The organism is Moritella sp. 5, assembly GCF_018219455.1.
Taxonomy (GTDB): domain Bacteria; phylum Pseudomonadota; class Gammaproteobacteria; order Enterobacterales; family Moritellaceae; genus Moritella.
In genome coordinates this window covers 1959746-1978637 of the sequence record NZ_CP056122.1, presented here as the reverse complement: position 1 = coordinate 1978637, position 18892 = coordinate 1959746, and the positions used below count along the sequence as shown (strand labels likewise).

Genomic DNA, 18892 nt, shown 5'->3' with positions numbered 1-18892 from the left:
AAGCACTGTATAATACAAACAAAATAGCCGCATCAATTGCGGCTATTTTTTTATCATTAATAATAACACCTATGTATAAAGCTTTATCGCTATGCAGCCATAGTGATATGTACTGACGTTTGAATTAACAGTAATAGCAGCACAAACAAAGACAGTGCAAACGCACGTAATCTATGCGGTACATAGTTAGTCCCCACATGCACATAAGCATGAATATACCTAAACACCACATAAATAACTGACAGTCCAATAGCAAAACTATTCACCGCCCCAACCAACACAGTGATAATGCACAAGCCATAGAACACCAAAGGTGATTCAAACTGATTATCTAAGTTATTGGATACTTGAACAACATCTTCTGGCCATGCCTTGTTATTCAACGCCGTTTTATTAAAATCGACAGCCTTTGCTTTTATTGCTTTTGATTTGCGTATTACCAACAAAATATACAGAGATATCACTAAAAGCACATGCGCAAGTAACGGGTATAAAATACTGATTCCATCCATCTCTTTCTTCCTTTATTTCTATCATACAATTTATCTCTCAACTAGATATAAAGCAAATAAGGAAAAATAGGAAATGTATGTTTTATGATTTGTGAATAGACGCACCATCAACTTCTATCTTTGATGGTGCTTAGCTAGCGTGGTTATTTATTCCGTGAACAAAGATCTAACGTCCTGTGCTGACAAGGCTTTATGATAAATTTTGACACTATCATATGCTTGTTCCAATGCGGATACACAAATTTTAGGGTCTGCCGAGGTCGCACCATCTTCACAGGTAACACGTGTATGCCCGCCCACTTTAAATGGCGAACCACCACCGTAACCTGAAGTATTCATCGCGGCAGTGATCGGGCTATTTCCCATCGGTAAATCACCTTGTAGATCAAACGGTGCACCATCAATATAACCCAGTAATTGCTTATTTTCCCGATCGATGACAACGGCTACATGGTGCCAACTGCCATCAACAATTGCATCCGGCTGAACTATCGTCACATTGTTCGGATACATAAAACGGTCGCGGAAATTAACTTGAATTTCTAAATCATGTCCACTAGCGCGGATCTCCCAACCACCATAATTCATATTATTTGGGGTCTTAGACGATTTACCAATAAGTAGTTTATCACCGTCAGTTACCGTATATTTAAACCACATAGCCGCAGTAAAGCTTTTATGACCCGGATCTAATTTATGCTCCAATAAACGATCGCCTAAAGGATCATTCGTCATCTCCTTAGGTGCTAACAATGGAATAGTAATACCTTGAGCTGTTATTCCCACCGTTTGCATTTCAGTCAATTTAACACCTGCTGTTTCGGCCTGTAAGTCATTACTAAAACCGGACAGGTCTGTCACTTTATTATCGCGTAGGCTATCCATATCCCAATACGCGGTTAACTCAGGGGCTAAAACTTGAATCATCACTGGGCCACGGGTTTGATATTCACCATCTGTAGCAACATAACTGAATTGATCGACCCCGACAAAATCGGCAGGTGGTATATAGCGTAATGAATCACCATCAACAATAACAGTGCCTCCAGCGAATGTTGCCGCGTCAAAACTCTCAATGGTTAATAGATCGCCATTTGCGTCATAGTCATTTGCCAGTGGATCCACCAAACCAGATTCATTTTTATATACAGTTAAATAATCTTTGAATGTGGCTGGTAACATCGGGTCTGTTAATGCCTTCGCGGGTTTAAAACGAGAGCCTTTTTGAATCCGACGCGTCGTATTCCATGCTTGCATATTACCCATATGCGTTCTTGGCTCTTGGATTTGATTATTATTATCGGTTTGTTCGCCATGGCCTAACCCTAAGTTATGCCCTATTTCATGAGTGAAGCCCCAGCTCATGGTATAACCTGCGGTACAGCCAACCCAATAACCACCGCCCCAACACTGCCCGCCATTCACCGGGTCTTGAAAATCAATGCTGAAGTTAGTTGCATCAGGCGCACTCGGACGAGTTTGCGTAGCCTTACCGATATCTCCCTTTAATTCGATAACTGCTTTACCGATATCCCAACGTAAGCCTGTTTTTTGTGCCCACATATAGTCGAGTTCATTAATGTGCCCTTCCATTTGTGCAACACCGTTGATAATGTTATTCCCTGCTGCTTTATCAAATTGATTTTCTTCAAATTTAAAAGCAACACGCGATAAACTATTATGGAAGTCATTTCCAGGTTGCGGTTGATATAAACGGCCATTCTCAATAGCAGGCAACTCGAAATCAATAATTAACTCTTGAGTATCTGTTTCATCATTACCTAACGCCGTTGGGGTTATAAATTCACTAACATCGACATTTTTCTGCCAAAATAGCATATCACCCTTCCACGCCGAGATATGAATAGTACCTAACGCATCGATCACACCAGTAACTGTTACCGCAGCATTGTTCGTTACAATGCCACGGTAAGTTCTAATTTCCGGCATTGGTGATACGGATTCATATTCTTTGACTCGACGAGAATCAAAGGTAAGTAATTGAAAATGAGGAGAACGAACCGAATGCTTAGTAAATTCTAATGCATAGTCAACATCATTAATACTAACGTCGATATCAATCTTTTGCGGTAATGATTCGCCAGCAGTTTTATTTGGATCAATAATAACCGTACGTACAGTCGTCGCATTTGGGCTCCAACGGCTGCCCGTAGGTCCAACAGTCTCAGTCCGAATATAATACGTTTTGCCGGGATCAATTGGTGACAGTGTAATGCTATGTTCACCCGCTAACAAATCCCTTAACTTAACGCGATACTGCCACCCTTCAGCATTACTACCTGCATCCATTTCACCATAATAAACCCAAATAGGGTAACCCTCAGCGCTTTCATCCACACTAATCTTAAGCTTAAGTTGACTTCCTTGACTGTCAAAACCAGTTTGTATTGCAGTATCAACTTTTACCGCAGAAGGATGTAAACGACTATAAGGTATCAAGAATTCTCCTGTCATTAAGGTACGATTCGGAATACCAGCCCCTTGCCATGCCACTGACATGTGATCACCACCACCGCCTTCTTTATGAAGCACTTCGATATAATAATACTGGCCAGCATTTAAATTAATATTCGTTTTAACCTGGCTTCTATTACTCCACTGATCTTCACGAGTATAGCCAGTAATATGCGCGACTAAATCAGCTTTATCACGCGTCATATCAGCACTAATACGTAATTCACTATTATCATCAGAAGCTAGCCAAAAACTGTAATCCCCACTCACTGGGACAGTGAAATAACCATATACTCGTTGGCCATAAGAAGAGCCCATATTGGTGAGTGATTTAAAGTCTGTTAATGTACTTTGTTGGTTAATCGGCGCTAAGGTATTAATAACAGCAACACTCGAACCAGATATTCCAGTCCATATTTCCTGTGACACACCTTGATAAAGTAATACATCACTGGATAAAACATTCACTTTCACTAGTGTAGAACTTGTTTTATTATCTTTACTTATCGTAACCTCAAGATTGAACGAACGTAATTCGCCCTCAATAATATGACGTTTCAAGCTCAACTGGCCTTGCTCATTGATAGCAAACAAGTCCGCATTATCACCAGATGCTATCTTAAACACCAACCCTTGCTGTTCAATAAAACTCAATGTCGCAAACGAATTATCTATAGAGTGATTAGCAGGAACCGCAAATTCATAATACGGATATTCGAATACAGGAGTATCTGCAACCAAGGTGTTAGTCTGTACCGATAGTCCATTTGATAAAACACTACTGTTACCAACAATATCAATTGCTTCCAATGTAATATCGTAGTTTTTAGCAGGTAATAATTGCTTCAATTTATAATTCGTATCATAAGTTTGTGCAACATATTCACCGCCTTGATAAATACGGTAAAGTATTTGCTGCTTATCTTCATCTGTTGAAGCATCCCAGGCCAGATCAATAAAATTAGTCCCCTTGTCATTAACCCTAATATTAGTCACCGCCGAAGGGGCTATAAAATCATCAATCACGATCATCAAGGGATCACTTTCCAGCGACTTATTACCGGCTTTATCCTGTGCTCGAATAGTGAAGTCATAACGAGCGGCACTTTCCAAGCCCGTTAACGCAATCGATAACTCGTCCTTACCGGTCGTTGCTAGCAACTTATTGTTTGTATTAATTAAGTAACGTTCGACATCAACGTTATCGGTTGTCGCATTCCATTGTAAGATCACCGTATCTTCTGACGTTTTTAGCCAATTAAAGTTAAATACAGGTGCAGGTTTTATCGTATCAATAGGTAAACGTAGATATTCATTGCTAATAACGCCCTTTGAAATACCGGGCCCTTCCCAAGCGACCGCTAATAAGTCAGAGCCATAATATTCTGCCATTAACGCCTTTACTGCATATACTTGGCCAACTTCAAGGTAAATGATTTCAGAGGCTTGGCTACCATAACGCACAGGGTCCCATTCACGTTTGTTTGTAGCCCGCTCTGTATAAGCAATTCGTCTTAGCCCTTTGGTACTCACACTATCGCTTAATAACAGTTCAGATTGGTCATCTGAAGCGATCCAAAATTTATATTCACCTGTGACAGGTGGGACGATATAGCCTTCCAGAGTCTGACCGTATTTGTTTGCAATATTACTTGGTGATTCGAAGTCGTCTACAACATTAATAGAAGTCGGTTTATCAGGAAATGTCGGTAATGCTTTAAGCTCAGAAAGTAAGCCTCTAACTTTATTATCTCGATAATACTTGCGTAACAGCCCTTGGTTTTCTAGTTTTGCCGCATACGGTATAAATGCCACTTGAAGCGGCAATGTTACCGAACTTAAACCGTCACTCACCTGTACAGAAATATCCATAATTTTTGATGACAATGCATTAACCGAAGCAGACACTGTTAATAAACCATGTTCATCAATCGCAAAATAATTCAATGCTTGTTCACTGGCAATTTGATAATGCAATGTATCACCATTGGCATCGCTTGCATTTATTTGAGCGACAGGAGCACCTAATGTTGCGGTATCGTTTATCAACAAAATATCTGTAATAGGCGAGATTACTGGGCTGTCATTCTTCATTGTTAAAGCAGTGATATTACGCGGTTCTGATTCTCTGCCTTCCTTATCCAAAGCCAACACCGTATATGCATAGCTATGATTTTCTTGTAGGTTCGTATCAACAAAGCGATATAAACCACGACTAACCGTCGCGATTTTATTACCATCTCGACGAATAATATAACCATCAGCATTGTGGCTATCATCCCAGCCTAGCGTCAGACTTGTTTGAGTAGTCGCGATTAATCGAACATTTTCGACCGCCATAACTTCTTTTTCTGGCGGTTCCGGAATAGGTAGAGGAATAAGTTGAGGGATAAGTTGAGGGATACTTTGTTGAGTTTCGGAATCTTCATTACAGCCTGAAACAGATAAGATCAATACAATCCAGAATATATACTTCATTCACTTTCCCTAAGTCCATTTAATAAAAACCATCATTTTTTGATGATTCAATACAAAATCACATTAAAATTTTATAATTAACATTTGAAATACCAATTTAAACGATAAAATACACAATTGATAACAGATTAAGAAGCGCGGCGAGTATAAACTATATTCAATATCAATAAACGACACAAGATTGCTTATAATTCATTCAAAATATGGGGAAAGTATGAAGATTAAAACCCCAGTAATGACTGAGGTTAAGGAAATAATAATGAACAGATATAATTACATTGTTTTAGAGAATGTACGGCTGATAACGTCTTGCTGTTGTTCTGATGTTAATGAATTAAAACGCACCGCATAACCCGATACACGGATCGTAAGTTGTGGGTAAGCACTCGGATTTTTAATTGCATCTTCAAGAGTTTCACGTGTTAATACGTTCACGTTTAGATGTTGGCCACCTTCTACTTTAGCAGGCTCTTCGATGGCAATATCACGCGACTCAAAGTTACCTAGCTCAGCTAAGTTAACAACCGCGTCTTGTGCAATCACATCATTAACAGTACCGATACACCTTGCTTGCTCTGCACTTTCATCAATGAGCCAAATTGAATTATTAAGACGTTGATCGTCAGCTTTAGTGATTTGAATACCTTTTAACTTACTCATTGCATTACCTTCTATGTTGTAGATTTGAATCAACCATACAACAATAAACCCTATAAATACAAGGGTTATGCAAATAATAATTAATACTTTATGGGTATGTAGAGTCTATGTTAGAACAAGGTTAAATAAGTGGGGGAATGAACTTGAAAATCAATACGTAACTGGCTCTCGTTCAGGTTGGTCAACTTCCTTTAGCATCGTTATAACGCTGCCGTACTCGCTTAAAATCTTCAAATAAGAGATCCGATGATAATATTGCATCACCAAAATGGTTGGTTTCAGGTTCAAGTACAGCTTGTAATTTCCCTTCAGGATTAATCACCATAAAAGCGAAGCTGTGGCTAACGCTATAATTGTCATTAGTGGTTTCATATTCATAAATGGCAATAATATTTAAACTATTTACAAACCCTAAATAAGTCACCTCCTCAACTTGCCTTAGCCCTATAATCTCAGGAGCGAAAAATACCAAGTATTCGGCCAATACTTGGGGGGTATCACGCTGAGGATCAACGGTATAAAAAATAATATCAACATCATCCTCAAATGCACTTTGTTCTAAATGAAACTGGAATTGACTCAGTGCTAATAACGTCATAGGACAAATATCGCCGCAGTGCGTATAACCTGCAGCAACGATATGCCACTTGTCTAACAAGTCATCCTGAGTAAAACGATTGCCATGTTGATCTTGTAATACAAAGTCCGTAATCGGCATCGCGTCATTCAAGGCAACCCCATTAATTTTCGCTACGGGTTGAGATTGATACAACCCAAACAAGACCCTTAGCACAATAAAAAAAATAAATATGATGCTTAAGCCCAAGCCTGTATATAAGAATTTATTTATAAATGCCTACTTATAAACACATAACTGGCTTCTACATTCATTAAGGTAATGAAAATCAAGATCGCAATAGGAGGAATAAATAACAGTAGCTTAACTGCAAACCGTTCCCATTTTAGATGCATGAACACAGTTAAAATCAACCCCGCTTTCATGACCATAAAAAACAAGATAAGCGCCCAGCGTAAATAGCCTTGAACCTGAAAATAATCCACCATATAAGAACAAGCGCTTAAGGTAAATAACAATAACCATGCTTTAAGATAAAGACTAATAGGATGCACTTGACCAATTTTATGTGTTTGTGTGGACTTCATGATCACACCTCACCAAAGATAGAAAAAAGCAAAAATAAATACCCAAACCAAATCAACAAAATGCCAATATAGCCCTGATATTTCGACCATTTGATAACCTTTTTTGTCATAATCACCTGCACGTACACGCTTGGCAATGACTAACAAATAGATAACACCAACACTCACATGCAAACCGTGAAATCCAGTGATCATAAAAAAGGTGGCACCAAATTGTGCGGCGCCTAATGGATTACTCCATGGCCGAACCCCTTCTTCAAAGATCAACTTGCTCCATTCAAAAGCTTGCATACCAACAAAAGAGATACCGAATAAAGCAGTAATAAACATCAGATAACTGGCTTTGCGTTTATCGCCTTGATAGGCAAAATTAACCGCCATCGCCATCGTGCCGCTACTGGTAATAAGAATGAACGTCATAATCGCAATCAACACTAAGGGCACGTGTTCCCCCGCGATCGTTAACGCAAATACTTCACTCGAATTAGGCCATGCATCAACCGTACTCATTCGCACACTCATATAAGCGGTTAGAAAAATACCAAAAATGAAGGTGTCACTGAGTAAAAATACCCACATCATAAACTTAGGCCAAGGCATATCAAACACGGTGCGATCATTCGACCAATCAGATACTGCACTTTGCCAACCTTTCTTTTCATCATCATTGTGGCTGTTATTATTCATGACCTTCTCCTAAAAACCACAAAGCAATGCAATCGTTTTGTAGGTATCTGGTGTTGCCGTTAACAACGCAAACAACAACATCCACACAATAAACAAATAATGCCAATACCAAACACATAAGCGTAAGTTAGCCGTCAATCGTTCACTATCAGTATGTTTAACAAAGGTAACCACAACCCGAATTAATGCAATAAAACCACCAGCCAAATGGAGTCCATGAATACCCGTAAATAAATAGAAATAACTGTTGGCAGGATTCCCATTTACCACAAAACCCGATGCAGTAAGCTGCTGCCACACTAATAATTGCCCAACTAAAAACAAGCAACTAAATAACCCCGTCAGGCATAACGCCAACACCATACGTGTATGACCCACACCCTCGTTAATCGGCTTAGCAGTAGCCGAAAAGCGAATAGAAATAGACGCCAATAATAAGAATGCGCTGTTCACCCAAAGGGTAATGGGATTACTAAAGGGTAACCAAGGCGGGCCCGCTAACGCCGTAAAATCGGGATATTGAGAACGTGATAAGAAGGTAATTGAAATCAAGAAAAAAACAACGGTCACCACCATCAAGAAAAACACCAGCGCAGTTTTAGTTGATTGGGTCTGCGTCACCTTCAAACATTGCGTCTGATTATATGATTCGGAAATATCAGCATCGTCTGACAACCAAGGTTTACTGAGTAATTGACGAATAATGTTCATTATCACCGCCCTCCCTTGTCTGTTAATAAACACTCTGAATCCATTATATTTTGTGGGGTAAAATCAGTTTTGTGTCCAGGTACACTATAATCATAAGCCCACCGGTAAACGACAGGCACGTTATCCCCCCAATTACCATGCACAGGCGGGCATTGCGGCGTCTGCCATTCCAACGACGTCGCTTGCCAAGGGTTAGCAACGGCCTGCTTACCCCGTCGTAAACTCCAGATTAGATTGAAAATAAAGATCAGCTGACCCACACCAACAATCAAAGCAGCAACAGTGATACCAGCGTTAAGTGTTTGTGTAGAATCGGGAATGAAATCAGTATCACCCAGCGCAAAATAACGGCGCGGCACACCAAGAAAACCAAGATAGTGCATCGGTAAATAAATCGCATAGGTGCCAAGGAAAGTGACCCAGAAATGTAATTTACCCAGCCCCGTATGCAACAGACGACCCGTCACTAACGGGAACCAATGATAGATGGCTGCAAACAGCACCATGATCGGTGACACCCCCATCACCATATGAAAATGCGCGACTACAAAAAATGTGTCCGACAAAGGTAAATCAACCACCACATTACCCAAGAACAAACCTGTTAGACCACCGTGCGTAAAAGTAAAGATAAAGCCAATAGCAAAGAACATCGGCACTGTAAAATGAATATTGCCACGCCACAACGTAAGCAGCCAGTTATAGACTTTCAATGCTGTCGGTACTGCAATAATCAAGGTGGTGGTGGCAAAGAAGAAACCAAAATAAGGATTCATACCACTGACATACATATGATGCGCCCACACCACAAAACTAAGCCCACCGATCGCGACGATCGCCCATACCATCATCCGGTAACCAAAGATATTTTTACGGGCGTGAGTAGCTATCACATCCGACACCATGCCGAATGCAGGCAAAGCGACAATGTATACCTCCGGGTGACCAAAAAACCAAAATAGATGCTGAAATAAGATGGGGCTCCCGCCGGTGTAGTCTAAGTTTTCACCTAAAGATAAGATCGCAGGCATGAAGAAGCTGGTACCCAGTAATTTATCAAACAACATCATAATCGCACTGACCAGTAACGCTGGGAATGCCAACAAGCCTAAAATAGTAGCAATGAAAATGCCCCACAATGTCAGTGGCATTCTCATCAGGGTCATACCACGAGTACGCGCTTGCAATATCGTGGTCACGTAATTAAGCCCACCCATAGTAAAAGCAATAATAAAAATGGCCAGCGATAACAACATCAACAATATGCCGTTATCAGCCCCCGGTGTACCTTGTAAAATAGCTTGTGGTGGGTACAAGGTCCACCCTGCACCAGTCGGCCCTCCGGTAACAAAAAAACTGGATATCAGTACGATAACCGAGACCAAATAAGTCCAAAAACTCAGCATATTAAGATAAGGAAACACCATATCCCTAGCGCCAATCATCAATGGAATCAGGTAATTACCAAATCCACCGAGTAATAATGCGGTAAGCAAATAGATCACCATAATGATCCCATGCATGGTGACATATTGCAGATAAGAGCTTGGGTCAATAAAAGAGAAATGATCAGGAAAGCCGAGCTGTAAACGCATTAGCGCAGATAATACTAAAGCGATCAAGCCGACAAAAATAGCCGTGATTGAATATTGAATCGCAATCACTTTATGATCCAGACTCCACACATACTTAGCAAAGAAGCCTGATGGTTGGTGGTCGTCTGCTATAGGCTGCATTTCTTTCACTAAAACCTCCTGCCAAACCTTATTTAACTGGCTGTAATATAGCGATATACGCGAGAACATCGTCGATAGCGCGATCGTCGTGCAGCAACTTAGACATCAGAATCATCTGAGAACCATACATATCTTGTGGATGTGTACCGCGAATACCTCTTTGATAATTCTCTAATTGACGCTTGAGGTAGCCTGTATGCTGTCCCGCTAATTTAGGTGCTTTCTGGGCATAATTACCTTGAGCAAGTTCACCATGACAAACGGCACAATTCTGATATAGTTCTCGTCCAACCGACACATTACCTCGATGTTCCGTTGACTGAGTCACAGTCACAGGCGGCAACGAATTAAGGTAACGACTGATATTAGCCACTGCTGTATCGTCAGCTAACATTGCTGCAAACGGTAACATTTGACGGCCATAAATATCATCATCACTGCCACCACGAATATTATTACGGAAATAATGTAACTGCCGATTAAGGTAATCACGTTCCTGACCCGCTAATGCTGGCGCACCTATCGTGCTATTCCCTTCACCATTCGCGCCATGACAGGCAATGCACGTGGTATACATCTGCTGACCTGCCGAAATTTCACGACTAATACGAGCAAGGCTTTGGCTAAATGTTGGCTGTTGGTTAAGCCATGTTTGATAATCACGTTCAGATTCAACAACAACGTGTCCACGCATTGTATAGTGAGCAATACCACATAACTCGAGGCATAGAATTTCGAAACGACCAAGTAAAGTAGGTGTGAACCACAGGTAAGATTGAGTGCCAGGCACCAAGTCCATTTTCACTCTAAATTGAGGCACGGTGAAATTATGTAACACATCTTTAGAGCGCAATAACACTTTAACAGGATGTTCGATAGGCAGATGTAATTCATTACTATTGATCAACACGTCATCTTGCCCATGGGGATCTTCAGGGTCGATACCAAACGGATTATTCTGATTAATTAACGGAATGGCTGTACGACCAAGTTTGCCGTCCTCACCAGGTAAGCGAAAACTCCAATGCCATTGCTGGCCAACCACTTCGACCTCACTCGCATCTGCTGGCACATTGACAAAATCAGCCCAAACAAACAGCCCGGGTGTTAGCATAGCGATAATACCAATCGACGTTAATACCGTTAACCAACCTTCTAATTTACGATTCTCCGGATCATAATCTGCTTTTCTTTTTTTGTTGTAACGGAACCGATACACCACATAAGCGAGAAACAGGTTCACGGCAACAAATACGACACCCGTGACCCAGAAGGTAATATTGATAGTTTGATCTATTGCAGTCCAATTAGAAGCGATAGGCGTAAACCACCATGGACTAAAGAAATGAAACAATAAGGAGCTAATAACCAGTAAGAGAATTACTACCGCAATAACCATAATTGAACCATCAATTATTGTCAGTTTTACAAAATATAAAACTAACTAGTGACCTGAAAACCAGTGTAATTAATAAGCATAGCGCAAGAAATTTGAATTGCGTTACGAAATAACTAAGGCCGTGTTTAAGGTGGTCACTTCATCATGCGGTTATATGTATCCTGACAACTCACTACCCAATGTGGAGAACCCGCGCCACAACCGACCGGTTTAACATCGGGGTGCGATCGCATGATCACGCCAAAATTATGCTCTTGTACCGGGTCCACATCGACAAATAAGATATGTTTCCCTTTTATTAATAGCGATTGAAAGCGAACAAAATTCGCATTCGGCTTCTGAAAACCAATGAATCCGCCTTCCCAAATACAAAACCCAAAACTCAAAATAGACAAAAATATAAAGGGTAACCAACCAGCCCCACCATTCGTCCATCCCATCATATAGGGTATCACTAACGCAAACATCGCAATGATAACGCCAACACCAGCCCCTATTTCTCCCCCTCGAATAACATCTTGTTTAAGTAATGATTCAACTTCATGTAAATGGTGCTGCTCAACATGGCAATCATCAAGACTTAATACATGAATTTGAGGTTCAGTAAATCCTTCTGCTTCTAGCTCCTTTTCAACAATCTCTAACTCATCAAGATCATCAGATACATAATAGTGTCTTAGCATTGTTACTACCGCCTTGAAAACTGTCGTAATTAACATACAGAAATACACAACCATGCTCAAACCATAGTCTGGTTATCTAAATAAGTGAATATAAAAAAGGTAATTAACAGTTTCATCTATCACTAAGTTACACTTTAAAATTGCATAAATTTTACAAATTAGCGTTATTTTAGATATTTATTCCTTATTTATCGCATTGTTCTTCCATACTCATTAATTAGACTAAGTAATTCGAAAAACAAATTACAAGTGAGTGGGATCTGATATGATATTTAAAATAAAAAAATCATTAGCACTGATTATGATGCTATCTCTCGCATTGACATTATCAGGATGTCACCGTAATGATGGTAATTTAGGGGATGCTGCAGGTGACTCTGATGACGGCAGTACACAACCAGCTGAACCAACTGAATTAGACATATTGCTACAAACACTCATCACCGAAAAAAATCTTGGCCGCTCAGCGACCGCAAACCGTGATATTCCCTCGATTAACTCCCCGCTTGCTAATTTAGGTAAAAAATTATTCTTTAGTCAAAGCCTCGGCGGTAATTTTGATAGCGCCTGTGCTAGCTGTCATCACCCGACACTTGGTGGTGCAGACGAATTAAGTCTCCCTATTGGTGTCGAATCAATAAATACGCAAGTACTTGGTCAGGGACGTAACAATAGTGAAGGTATACCCTTTGTGCCACGCAATAGCCCTACCATATTTAATATCGCGTTATGGGACGGTAGTTTATTCTGGGATTCTCGCGTCGAGAGTTTAGGGAAAGAAGTTGACAAAAATGGTACGGAATCGGGCATTAGTACACCAGACAGCGGCTTTGGCGTAACAGATAAGAATGCTGGATCTAACTTGGTTGTTGCACAAACTCGATTTCCCATTACGTCAAATCACGAAATGAAAACGGCTGATTTTGAAAATGGCAGTAGCAGAGATGTTATTCGTCATCACCTTGCCGCGCGTCTGGGCGATTATGACGAAGGCGCTGGTGAATTAACCCGTAATCAATGGCTAACCGAATTCCAAACGGCATTCAATAGTAATGCCGATACAGAGGATCTTGTCACCTTCGCAAACATCGGCAAAGCCATGGGGGAATATGAGCGATCTATGGTGTTTATCAACTCGCCATGGCGTAATTATCTCGATGGTGATATTACCGCGTTAACAGAACAGCAAAAACAAGGTGCGTTGTTATTCTTTAATACAGCTAAAGACAATGGTGCAGGCTGCTCGGCGTGCCATAGTGGTCCGCTGTTAAGTGACGAACGCCATAACATTATTGCCTTTCCACAAATCGGCATTGGCAAAGGTGATGGCAGTAATGGCGATGATGATTTTGGTCGTGAGCGCGTAACCGGTAATACTCAGGACAGATATAACTTCCGAACACCAAGCTTATTAAACATTGCTGTAACATCACCTTATGGGCACGCCGGTACATTTGATTCATTAGAAAGAGTGCTGCGCCATCATATCAACCCAGTCCGCAGTATTGATGATTATGTTAATGACAATGAGTGGTGTCAATTAGCACAATTCAAGAATGTCGCAAATTGTACAAGCTTATATCCAAACGTTGAAGCTAATGGCGAACTTGCATTAGATAAACTTGAGCAAGAGCGCCAAAATGGAACATCACGATTACCAATCTTGAACTTAAATAATGAGGAAGTTGATCAATTGGTGACCTTTCTTAACAGCTTAACAGACCCTTGTGTCAAAGATCGTGATTGCCTAGCCCCTTGGATAGCAGATAAAAGCACGGATAACCCCGATGACCAAGTGCTTATTGGAACGGACATAAATGGCAACCATTTATAGGCTCTCAGTATATATCTTTAAGATCGTTGGCAACATCTAATAACCAGCATTTAAAGGCCTGAACCTTTTTTAACGCATCATGTTCAGGTCGCCAGACGATATAATAAGCCAATTCTGTACTGTTATTCAGCACTGGAAATGGCTTCACTAATCGTCCACAAGCAAGATCATCTTTGACTAATACACTGCGGCCTAATGCGACCCCCTGCCCAGCCACCGCTGCTTGGATTACAGATGCTGAGTTGTTAATTTTCAACCCCTTATTAGTATCTACATCATCTATACCCTGCTCACTCAACCAGCTAGACCAAGTCGGAAACCCTGAACTTATCGGCATAGACTGATCGTGTAATAACGGATAATTAGCTAAGTCGGTCGGTAACTTCAGCCCTTGTTCAACCAGATCTGGGGAGCACACTGGAAATATATCCTCATCCATCAGCAATGTTTGTGACAGCCCCGGCCAATTGCCTTTGCCATAACGCACTCCAATATCAATATCCTCAGCAAAGTAATCAACAGAACGAGAATTGGTATTTAAACGAAGGTCATAATCAGGATACTTAATCTGAAAATCATCAATGTGCATCAATAGCCATTTTGCAGCAAACGCAGGACTCACTGACACTGTGATGGCATTATTTATAATCGGTTTTTGCAATAATGCTAACCCCTGAGAAATATGCTCTAAACCTAGGCTTATTTCCGGCAGTGCAAGCTTAGCCTGATCCGTCAACGTTAAGCGTGAAGCTCCGCTAGTAGCACGAATAAACAAAGTGATATCTAACCACTCTTCCAATAGACGTACTTGCTGGCCGATTGCGGCAGGCGTGACATTCAGTTCTTTTGCCGCCAAAGAAAAACTAAGATGCCTTGCTGACGCCTCAAACGCACGAACTGCATTTAAATGGGCTATATTTTGCATTTTCAGCGCTACCTCACTTTCACTTACCACTAAAGAAAAACTATACTAACAGTATAGAAGTAGTGCTTTGTTATATGCAAAGAATAAATCCATAATTACAACATAAAGACACTTAATCTGTGGAATAACGATATGAACATTAATAACGACCTAACCCAACCAGCGAAAGTATTCTTTAATGAGTCAACTTGGCTACCCTCTCCGATTAAAGGTGTATCACGTAAAATGTTAGAGCGTGATGGCGCTGAATTTGCAGCAACACCAACAACACTTGTTGCTTATGAGGCTGACAGTTATTTCACTAACCATGTACATACCGGTGGTGAAGAATTCTTGGTGTTAGACGGTGTGTTCGCAGATGAACATGGCGACTATCCTGTTGGCACCTATAAGCGTAACCCTGTCGGTACAGAGCACGCACCAATAGTCAAAGACGGCTGCATGATCATAGTGAAACTGGGTCAATTCCAAGACGGTGACGATCAAGATGTGGAAATAAATACCACTAATCAAGCTTTTATCCAAGATGAAGGCCGTACTGCTGTGCAATATAAAGCGCTACACACATTCAAACAAGAAACGGTACGTTTAGAACGTTGGACACATGACTCAAGTATCAGCCTAGACAATACAGGTGGTATTGAAGTGCTTGTTGTTAATGGTGAATTTAGCCATCAAGGAAACATTTATCGACAATTTGATTGGCTGCGTTTACCTGTTGGTGAGATGTTAGATGCCACCACAACTTCAAACAATTGCACTGTTTGGATCAAAACAGGTCACCACACTTACCGCCTCTAACCTACACTTATTAAGGTATCAACATGAAAACAGAATTTGTCATTATTGGCGGTGGATTAAGCGGTTTATATACGGCTTATTTATTAGAACAGCTTGGTAAAGATTATATTTTACTCGAAGGTCGAGCGCGACTGGGTGGCCGAATATATACCGAAGACCAGTTTGATATGGGGCCTTCTTGGTTTTGGCCTAGCATGCACCCACGTATTACCACCTTGATTAACGATCTACATTTACCGGTATTCCCACAGCATGATAAAGGCGCGTTCTTGTTTGATAAACACGAGAACAAACCACCGCTGCGCTATGAATCAGGTTACGCCGGTTCACCGCAATCAATGCGTGTTGCTGGAGGTATGCAAACTGTTGTTGATGGTATTAAAGCCAAGCTAATCAATGAGTGTATTATTCGTAACGCTAAGGTCACGCATGTAGCGCATACTGCGACAGAGCAAGATAGTTATTCTATCATTAAAGCCGAAATAGACGGTGAACTACAAACAATACAAGCGCATCAGGTTATCTTTGCGATGCCATTACGCTTACTTGCAAATAGCATTATGTTATCACCTGAATTACCGACGAAAGTACAGAAAAAGTTCGCATCGACTGCGACATGGATGGCGGCACACGCGAAATTTTTTGCCATCTATAAAACGCCATTCTGGCGTGAAACGGGTTTATCCGGTTCAGCCAGTAGCCAAGTGGGTCCGTTAGCAGAAATACATGATGCAAGTACAATGGATTGGGCTATCGACGATAGTAGTACCGCCAATAGTAGTAATGTGGGCGCTGGTGCGCTATTTGGTTTTGTCGGTGTTGATGCACATACTCGTCAATCTGCTGGTAGTAATTTAATTAAGTCGTTAGCAGTAAAACAACTTGTACGTATTTATGGTGAACAAGCCGCCCAACCTATGGATGTGAAGTTAGTCGACTGGAGTCAAGAACACATGACAGCGACGGATGCCGATAAAAATGCACCCAATGCTCACCCACATTATGGCTTATATGATGTTCAATCAGCGCTAGCGCCTGTTTACCAACAAGGTTGGTACTTTGCGGGAACTGAAGCCGCAGAAGAAAACGGGGGTTATATCGAAGGCGCGCTAGAAGCGGCTGAAGCTGTAATCGCTCGTATTCCGACTTAAAAACATTCGTATAGAATACAGGTCTATTTACAGCCTTAGCTTACTTTAATAACTGACTACGTAATTGATCATGGTAATAAAATACCCGAGTCATGTCTTTCGGATACCAAGATATATTTTCCAGTAGGATCATGCTGGTATCTGATTGTGGGTAATAACTTAACGTCGAAATATAACCCAAAACATAACCGCTGTGACTCCATTCTTGCATCGCTGTTTTGTCAGATAATTGCAGACCAAAACCATAACCTAACTCACCCCAACGGTGTTTTCTGGTCGCCGCTTTAGTGACCATCTGTACATGTGATTTAGCTGATATCAGATCGCTATTATGCAAACACTGATTCCATGCAACTAAATCTTCGGCGGTAGAGATGATACCTGCACTTGGCGCTGAACTAGCAGGCTGGTCCTTAGTCATCGCCACCAGCTCACCCGGTAATTTTTCATGATAACGAAGCGCATTGTTGGTATTACTTGATGGATTGGTATTGTCCATACCACAGTATGCAAACATGTCTGACGCTAACGTTTCATAGTCTTTTCCTGATGTCGTAGCGACTAGTTCACCTAACAAGTTATAACCTGTATTTGAATATGCAAACACGTCACCAGGGGCCGTTTTAAGTGGTTTATCAACCGCAACAATACCAGATAAATGATTAAGCAATTGCCTAACCGTAATAACCGCGTCCCACTTTCCTTTTAAATAGTTAAGATACTGACTAATTGGCGCATCAAGATCGACTCGCCCTTGGTCTACTTCTCTCATAACTAATGCAGCAGTCATTTGCTTACTTAATGATGCGATCACAAAGGGGGTTTGTAATGTAAATGCGGGCGCTGCCGAGTCAGAACTTGCTGACTGAGATGCTGACGTATAACTAAACGTAATGTCATTACCTTTTGCAATAACTGCCACGCCACTAAACACTCTTGGTACATCAGTACTGGTAAATACTGATTTAAATTCAGCGACATTATTCTGTGCAGCAACATTTCCCATGGGCAACGTCATCGCTAAGCTATACGCCAAACGACAGGCAAGTACATTCGTTTTCATCATTTTATAAATCCATCTATAACGGTGTGGGGAATAATCTAAACGCATTATTTATTGGCGAGACATATAAACAAATTGGTTATCACAGTCATCTATAACAAAGCCAAAACGGGCATATAGCTCACCGACTCGATTACCTTGTAAATGACTTAGCTTACAAGGTAATTGCTTCTCTTTGGCAAGTGTAATTAGCTGTTTTAATACCTTGCTACCAATGCCTTTCCCCTGATGTTCAGGTAATAAGAAAAAGCGGCAAAAATGAATATGGTCAGCGTTTATTTCAATCTTATAGCTGCCAACAGCGATACCATCAATACAGATCAACATAGGTTTACCAACCGCCCATTCCTCTGCATGCATTTGTTGCTGTAGTAGTTCATCCCAACCAAAAACAGCGTTAATCGGCCCATATTCCGCGGATTTTTTTAAGTTAAACGCGAAATCATAATCTTGCTCGGTAGCGAGTCTGTATTCAAGGTTCATGGATTGTCTATATTTGAAAATGGTTGAAATAATGGATAGTACCTATAAGTGATTAATATAACAAGATCAATAAGGTGAACAGTGCCGTATCCTATTCTGTATAATCAATCATCATAATAGCGAATAGCAT

General features: G+C 40.8%; 16 protein-coding genes. 3 read left to right on the top strand and 13 right to left on the bottom strand.

Going from position 1 to position 18892, the window contains the following annotated elements:
* Nucleotides 1-89: 89 nt before the first annotated feature.
* From HWV01_RS08880 to HWV01_RS08835, 10 genes are all read right to left on the bottom strand, one after another.
* Nucleotides 90-512, bottom strand: coding sequence for an MAPEG family protein (locus tag HWV01_RS08880; protein WP_211675035.1), 423 nt, complete (start codon nucleotides 510-512; stop codon nucleotides 90-92).
* 147 nt (nucleotides 513-659) lie between these two features.
* Nucleotides 660-5465 carry a PA14 domain-containing protein gene (locus HWV01_RS08875; protein ID WP_211675034.1) on the bottom strand — a complete coding sequence of 1602 codons (4806 nt, stop codon included), beginning with the start codon at nucleotides 5463-5465 and terminating at the stop codon, nucleotides 660-662.
* Between the two features lie 273 nt (nucleotides 5466-5738).
* Entirely contained in the window at nucleotides 5739-6125 is a 387-nt protein-coding gene (grcA, locus tag HWV01_RS08870) for an autonomous glycyl radical cofactor GrcA (RefSeq protein WP_211675033.1), read from the bottom strand.
* 181 nt (nucleotides 6126-6306) lie between these two features.
* On the bottom strand, nucleotides 6307-6897 hold the full coding sequence (locus HWV01_RS08865) for an SCO family protein (RefSeq protein WP_211675032.1): 591 nt from the start codon (nucleotides 6895-6897) through the stop codon (nucleotides 6307-6309).
* 74 nt (nucleotides 6898-6971) lie between these two features.
* Entirely contained in the window at nucleotides 6972-7289 is a 318-nt protein-coding gene (locus tag HWV01_RS08860) for a cytochrome C oxidase subunit IV family protein (protein WP_211675031.1), read from the bottom strand.
* Nucleotides 7290-7298: 9 nt separating this feature from the next.
* Complete coding sequence (locus HWV01_RS08855; RefSeq protein WP_211675030.1) at nucleotides 7299-7976, bottom strand: heme-copper oxidase subunit III family protein; 678 nt, start codon at nucleotides 7974-7976, stop codon at nucleotides 7299-7301.
* A gap of 9 nt (nucleotides 7977-7985) precedes the next feature.
* Complete coding sequence (locus tag HWV01_RS08850) at nucleotides 7986-8687, bottom strand: cytochrome c oxidase subunit 3 (RefSeq protein WP_211675029.1); 702 nt, start codon at nucleotides 8685-8687, stop codon at nucleotides 7986-7988.
* Nucleotides 8688-8689: 2 nt separating this feature from the next.
* Nucleotides 8690-10423: a cbb3-type cytochrome c oxidase subunit I gene (locus HWV01_RS08845; RefSeq protein WP_211675759.1), complete on the bottom strand. Its 1734-nt coding sequence runs from the start codon at nucleotides 10421-10423 to the stop codon at nucleotides 8690-8692.
* Between the two features lie 28 nt (nucleotides 10424-10451).
* Nucleotides 10452-11822 (bottom strand): c-type cytochrome, encoded by a 1371-nt coding sequence (locus tag HWV01_RS08840; RefSeq protein ID WP_211675028.1) that lies wholly within the window; start codon nucleotides 11820-11822, stop codon nucleotides 10452-10454.
* Between the two features lie 134 nt (nucleotides 11823-11956).
* On the bottom strand, nucleotides 11957-12505 hold the full coding sequence (locus HWV01_RS08835) for an NAD/FAD-utilizing enzyme (protein ID WP_211675027.1): 549 nt from the start codon (nucleotides 12503-12505) through the stop codon (nucleotides 11957-11959).
* Nucleotides 12506-12770: 265 nt separating this feature from the next.
* Here HWV01_RS08835 and HWV01_RS08830 point away from each other — a divergent pair, with 265 nt between their 5' ends.
* Complete coding sequence (locus HWV01_RS08830) at nucleotides 12771-14339, top strand: cytochrome-c peroxidase (RefSeq protein WP_211675026.1); 1569 nt, start codon at nucleotides 12771-12773, stop codon at nucleotides 14337-14339.
* Between the two features lie 4 nt (nucleotides 14340-14343).
* On the opposite strand, the gene gcvA is transcribed toward HWV01_RS08830, so the two are convergent.
* A complete protein-coding gene (gene gcvA, locus HWV01_RS08825; protein ID WP_211675025.1) occupies nucleotides 14344-15264 on the bottom strand; it encodes a transcriptional regulator GcvA in 921 nt (306 codons plus the stop codon).
* A 132-nt stretch (nucleotides 15265-15396) separates the two neighbouring features.
* Here gcvA and HWV01_RS08820 point away from each other — a divergent pair, with 132 nt between their 5' ends.
* Together HWV01_RS08820 and HWV01_RS08815 are read left to right on the top strand one after the other, a co-directional pair.
* Nucleotides 15397-16065 carry a cupin domain-containing protein gene (locus HWV01_RS08820; RefSeq protein WP_211675024.1) on the top strand — a complete coding sequence of 223 codons (669 nt, stop codon included), beginning with the start codon at nucleotides 15397-15399 and terminating at the stop codon, nucleotides 16063-16065.
* A 23-nt stretch (nucleotides 16066-16088) separates the two neighbouring features.
* A complete protein-coding gene (locus tag HWV01_RS08815) occupies nucleotides 16089-17216 on the top strand; it encodes an FAD-dependent oxidoreductase (protein ID WP_211675023.1) in 1128 nt (375 codons plus the stop codon).
* A gap of 40 nt (nucleotides 17217-17256) precedes the next feature.
* Here the strand turns inward: HWV01_RS08815 and HWV01_RS08810 are convergent, their stop codons facing one another.
* On the bottom strand, nucleotides 17257-18282 hold the full coding sequence (locus HWV01_RS08810) for a serine hydrolase (protein ID WP_211675022.1): 1026 nt from the start codon (nucleotides 18280-18282) through the stop codon (nucleotides 17257-17259).
* A 48-nt stretch (nucleotides 18283-18330) separates the two neighbouring features.
* Nucleotides 18331-18762, bottom strand: coding sequence for a GNAT family N-acetyltransferase (locus HWV01_RS08805; RefSeq protein ID WP_211675021.1), 432 nt, complete (start codon nucleotides 18760-18762; stop codon nucleotides 18331-18333).
* Between the last annotated feature and the right edge of the window lie 130 nt (nucleotides 18763-18892).

Bases quoted from the DNA above. Each gene is read 5' to 3' on its own strand.
- HWV01_RS08850 (WP_211675029.1), bottom strand. From the start codon at position 8,687: ATGAACATTATTCGTCAATTACTCAGTAAACCTTGGTTGTCAGACGAT.
- HWV01_RS08820 (WP_211675024.1), top strand. From the start codon at position 15,397: ATGAACATTAATAACGACCTAACCCAACCAGCGAAAGTATTCTTTAAT.
- HWV01_RS08805 (WP_211675021.1), bottom strand. From the start codon at position 18,762: ATGAACCTTGAATACAGACTCGCTACCGAGCAAGATTATGATTTCGCG.
- grcA (WP_211675033.1), bottom strand. From the start codon at position 6,125: ATGAGTAAGTTAAAAGGTATTCAAATCACTAAAGCTGACGATCAACGT.
- gcvA (WP_211675025.1), bottom strand. From the start codon at position 15,264: ATGCAAAATATAGCCCATTTAAATGCAGTTCGTGCGTTTGAGGCGTCA.
- HWV01_RS08855 (WP_211675030.1), bottom strand. From the start codon at position 7,976: ATGAATAATAACAGCCACAATGATGATGAAAAGAAAGGTTGGCAAAGT.
- HWV01_RS08875 (WP_211675034.1), bottom strand. From the start codon at position 5,465: ATGAAGTATATATTCTGGATTGTATTGATCTTATCTGTTTCAGGCTGT.
- HWV01_RS08835 (WP_211675027.1), bottom strand. From the start codon at position 12,505: ATGCTAAGACACTATTATGTATCTGATGATCTTGATGAGTTAGAGATT.
- HWV01_RS08860 (WP_211675031.1), bottom strand. From the start codon at position 7,289: ATGAAGTCCACACAAACACATAAAATTGGTCAAGTGCATCCTATTAGT.
- HWV01_RS08845 (WP_211675759.1), bottom strand. From the start codon at position 10,423: ATGCAGCCTATAGCAGACGACCACCAACCATCAGGCTTCTTTGCTAAG.
- HWV01_RS08880 (WP_211675035.1), bottom strand. From the start codon at position 512: ATGGATGGAATCAGTATTTTATACCCGTTACTTGCGCATGTGCTTTTA.
- HWV01_RS08840 (WP_211675028.1), bottom strand. From the start codon at position 11,822: ATGGTTATTGCGGTAGTAATTCTCTTACTGGTTATTAGCTCCTTATTG.
- HWV01_RS08815 (WP_211675023.1), top strand. From the start codon at position 16,089: ATGAAAACAGAATTTGTCATTATTGGCGGTGGATTAAGCGGTTTATAT.
- HWV01_RS08830 (WP_211675026.1), top strand. From the start codon at position 12,771: ATGATATTTAAAATAAAAAAATCATTAGCACTGATTATGATGCTATCT.
- HWV01_RS08810 (WP_211675022.1), bottom strand. From the start codon at position 18,282: ATGATGAAAACGAATGTACTTGCCTGTCGTTTGGCGTATAGCTTAGCG.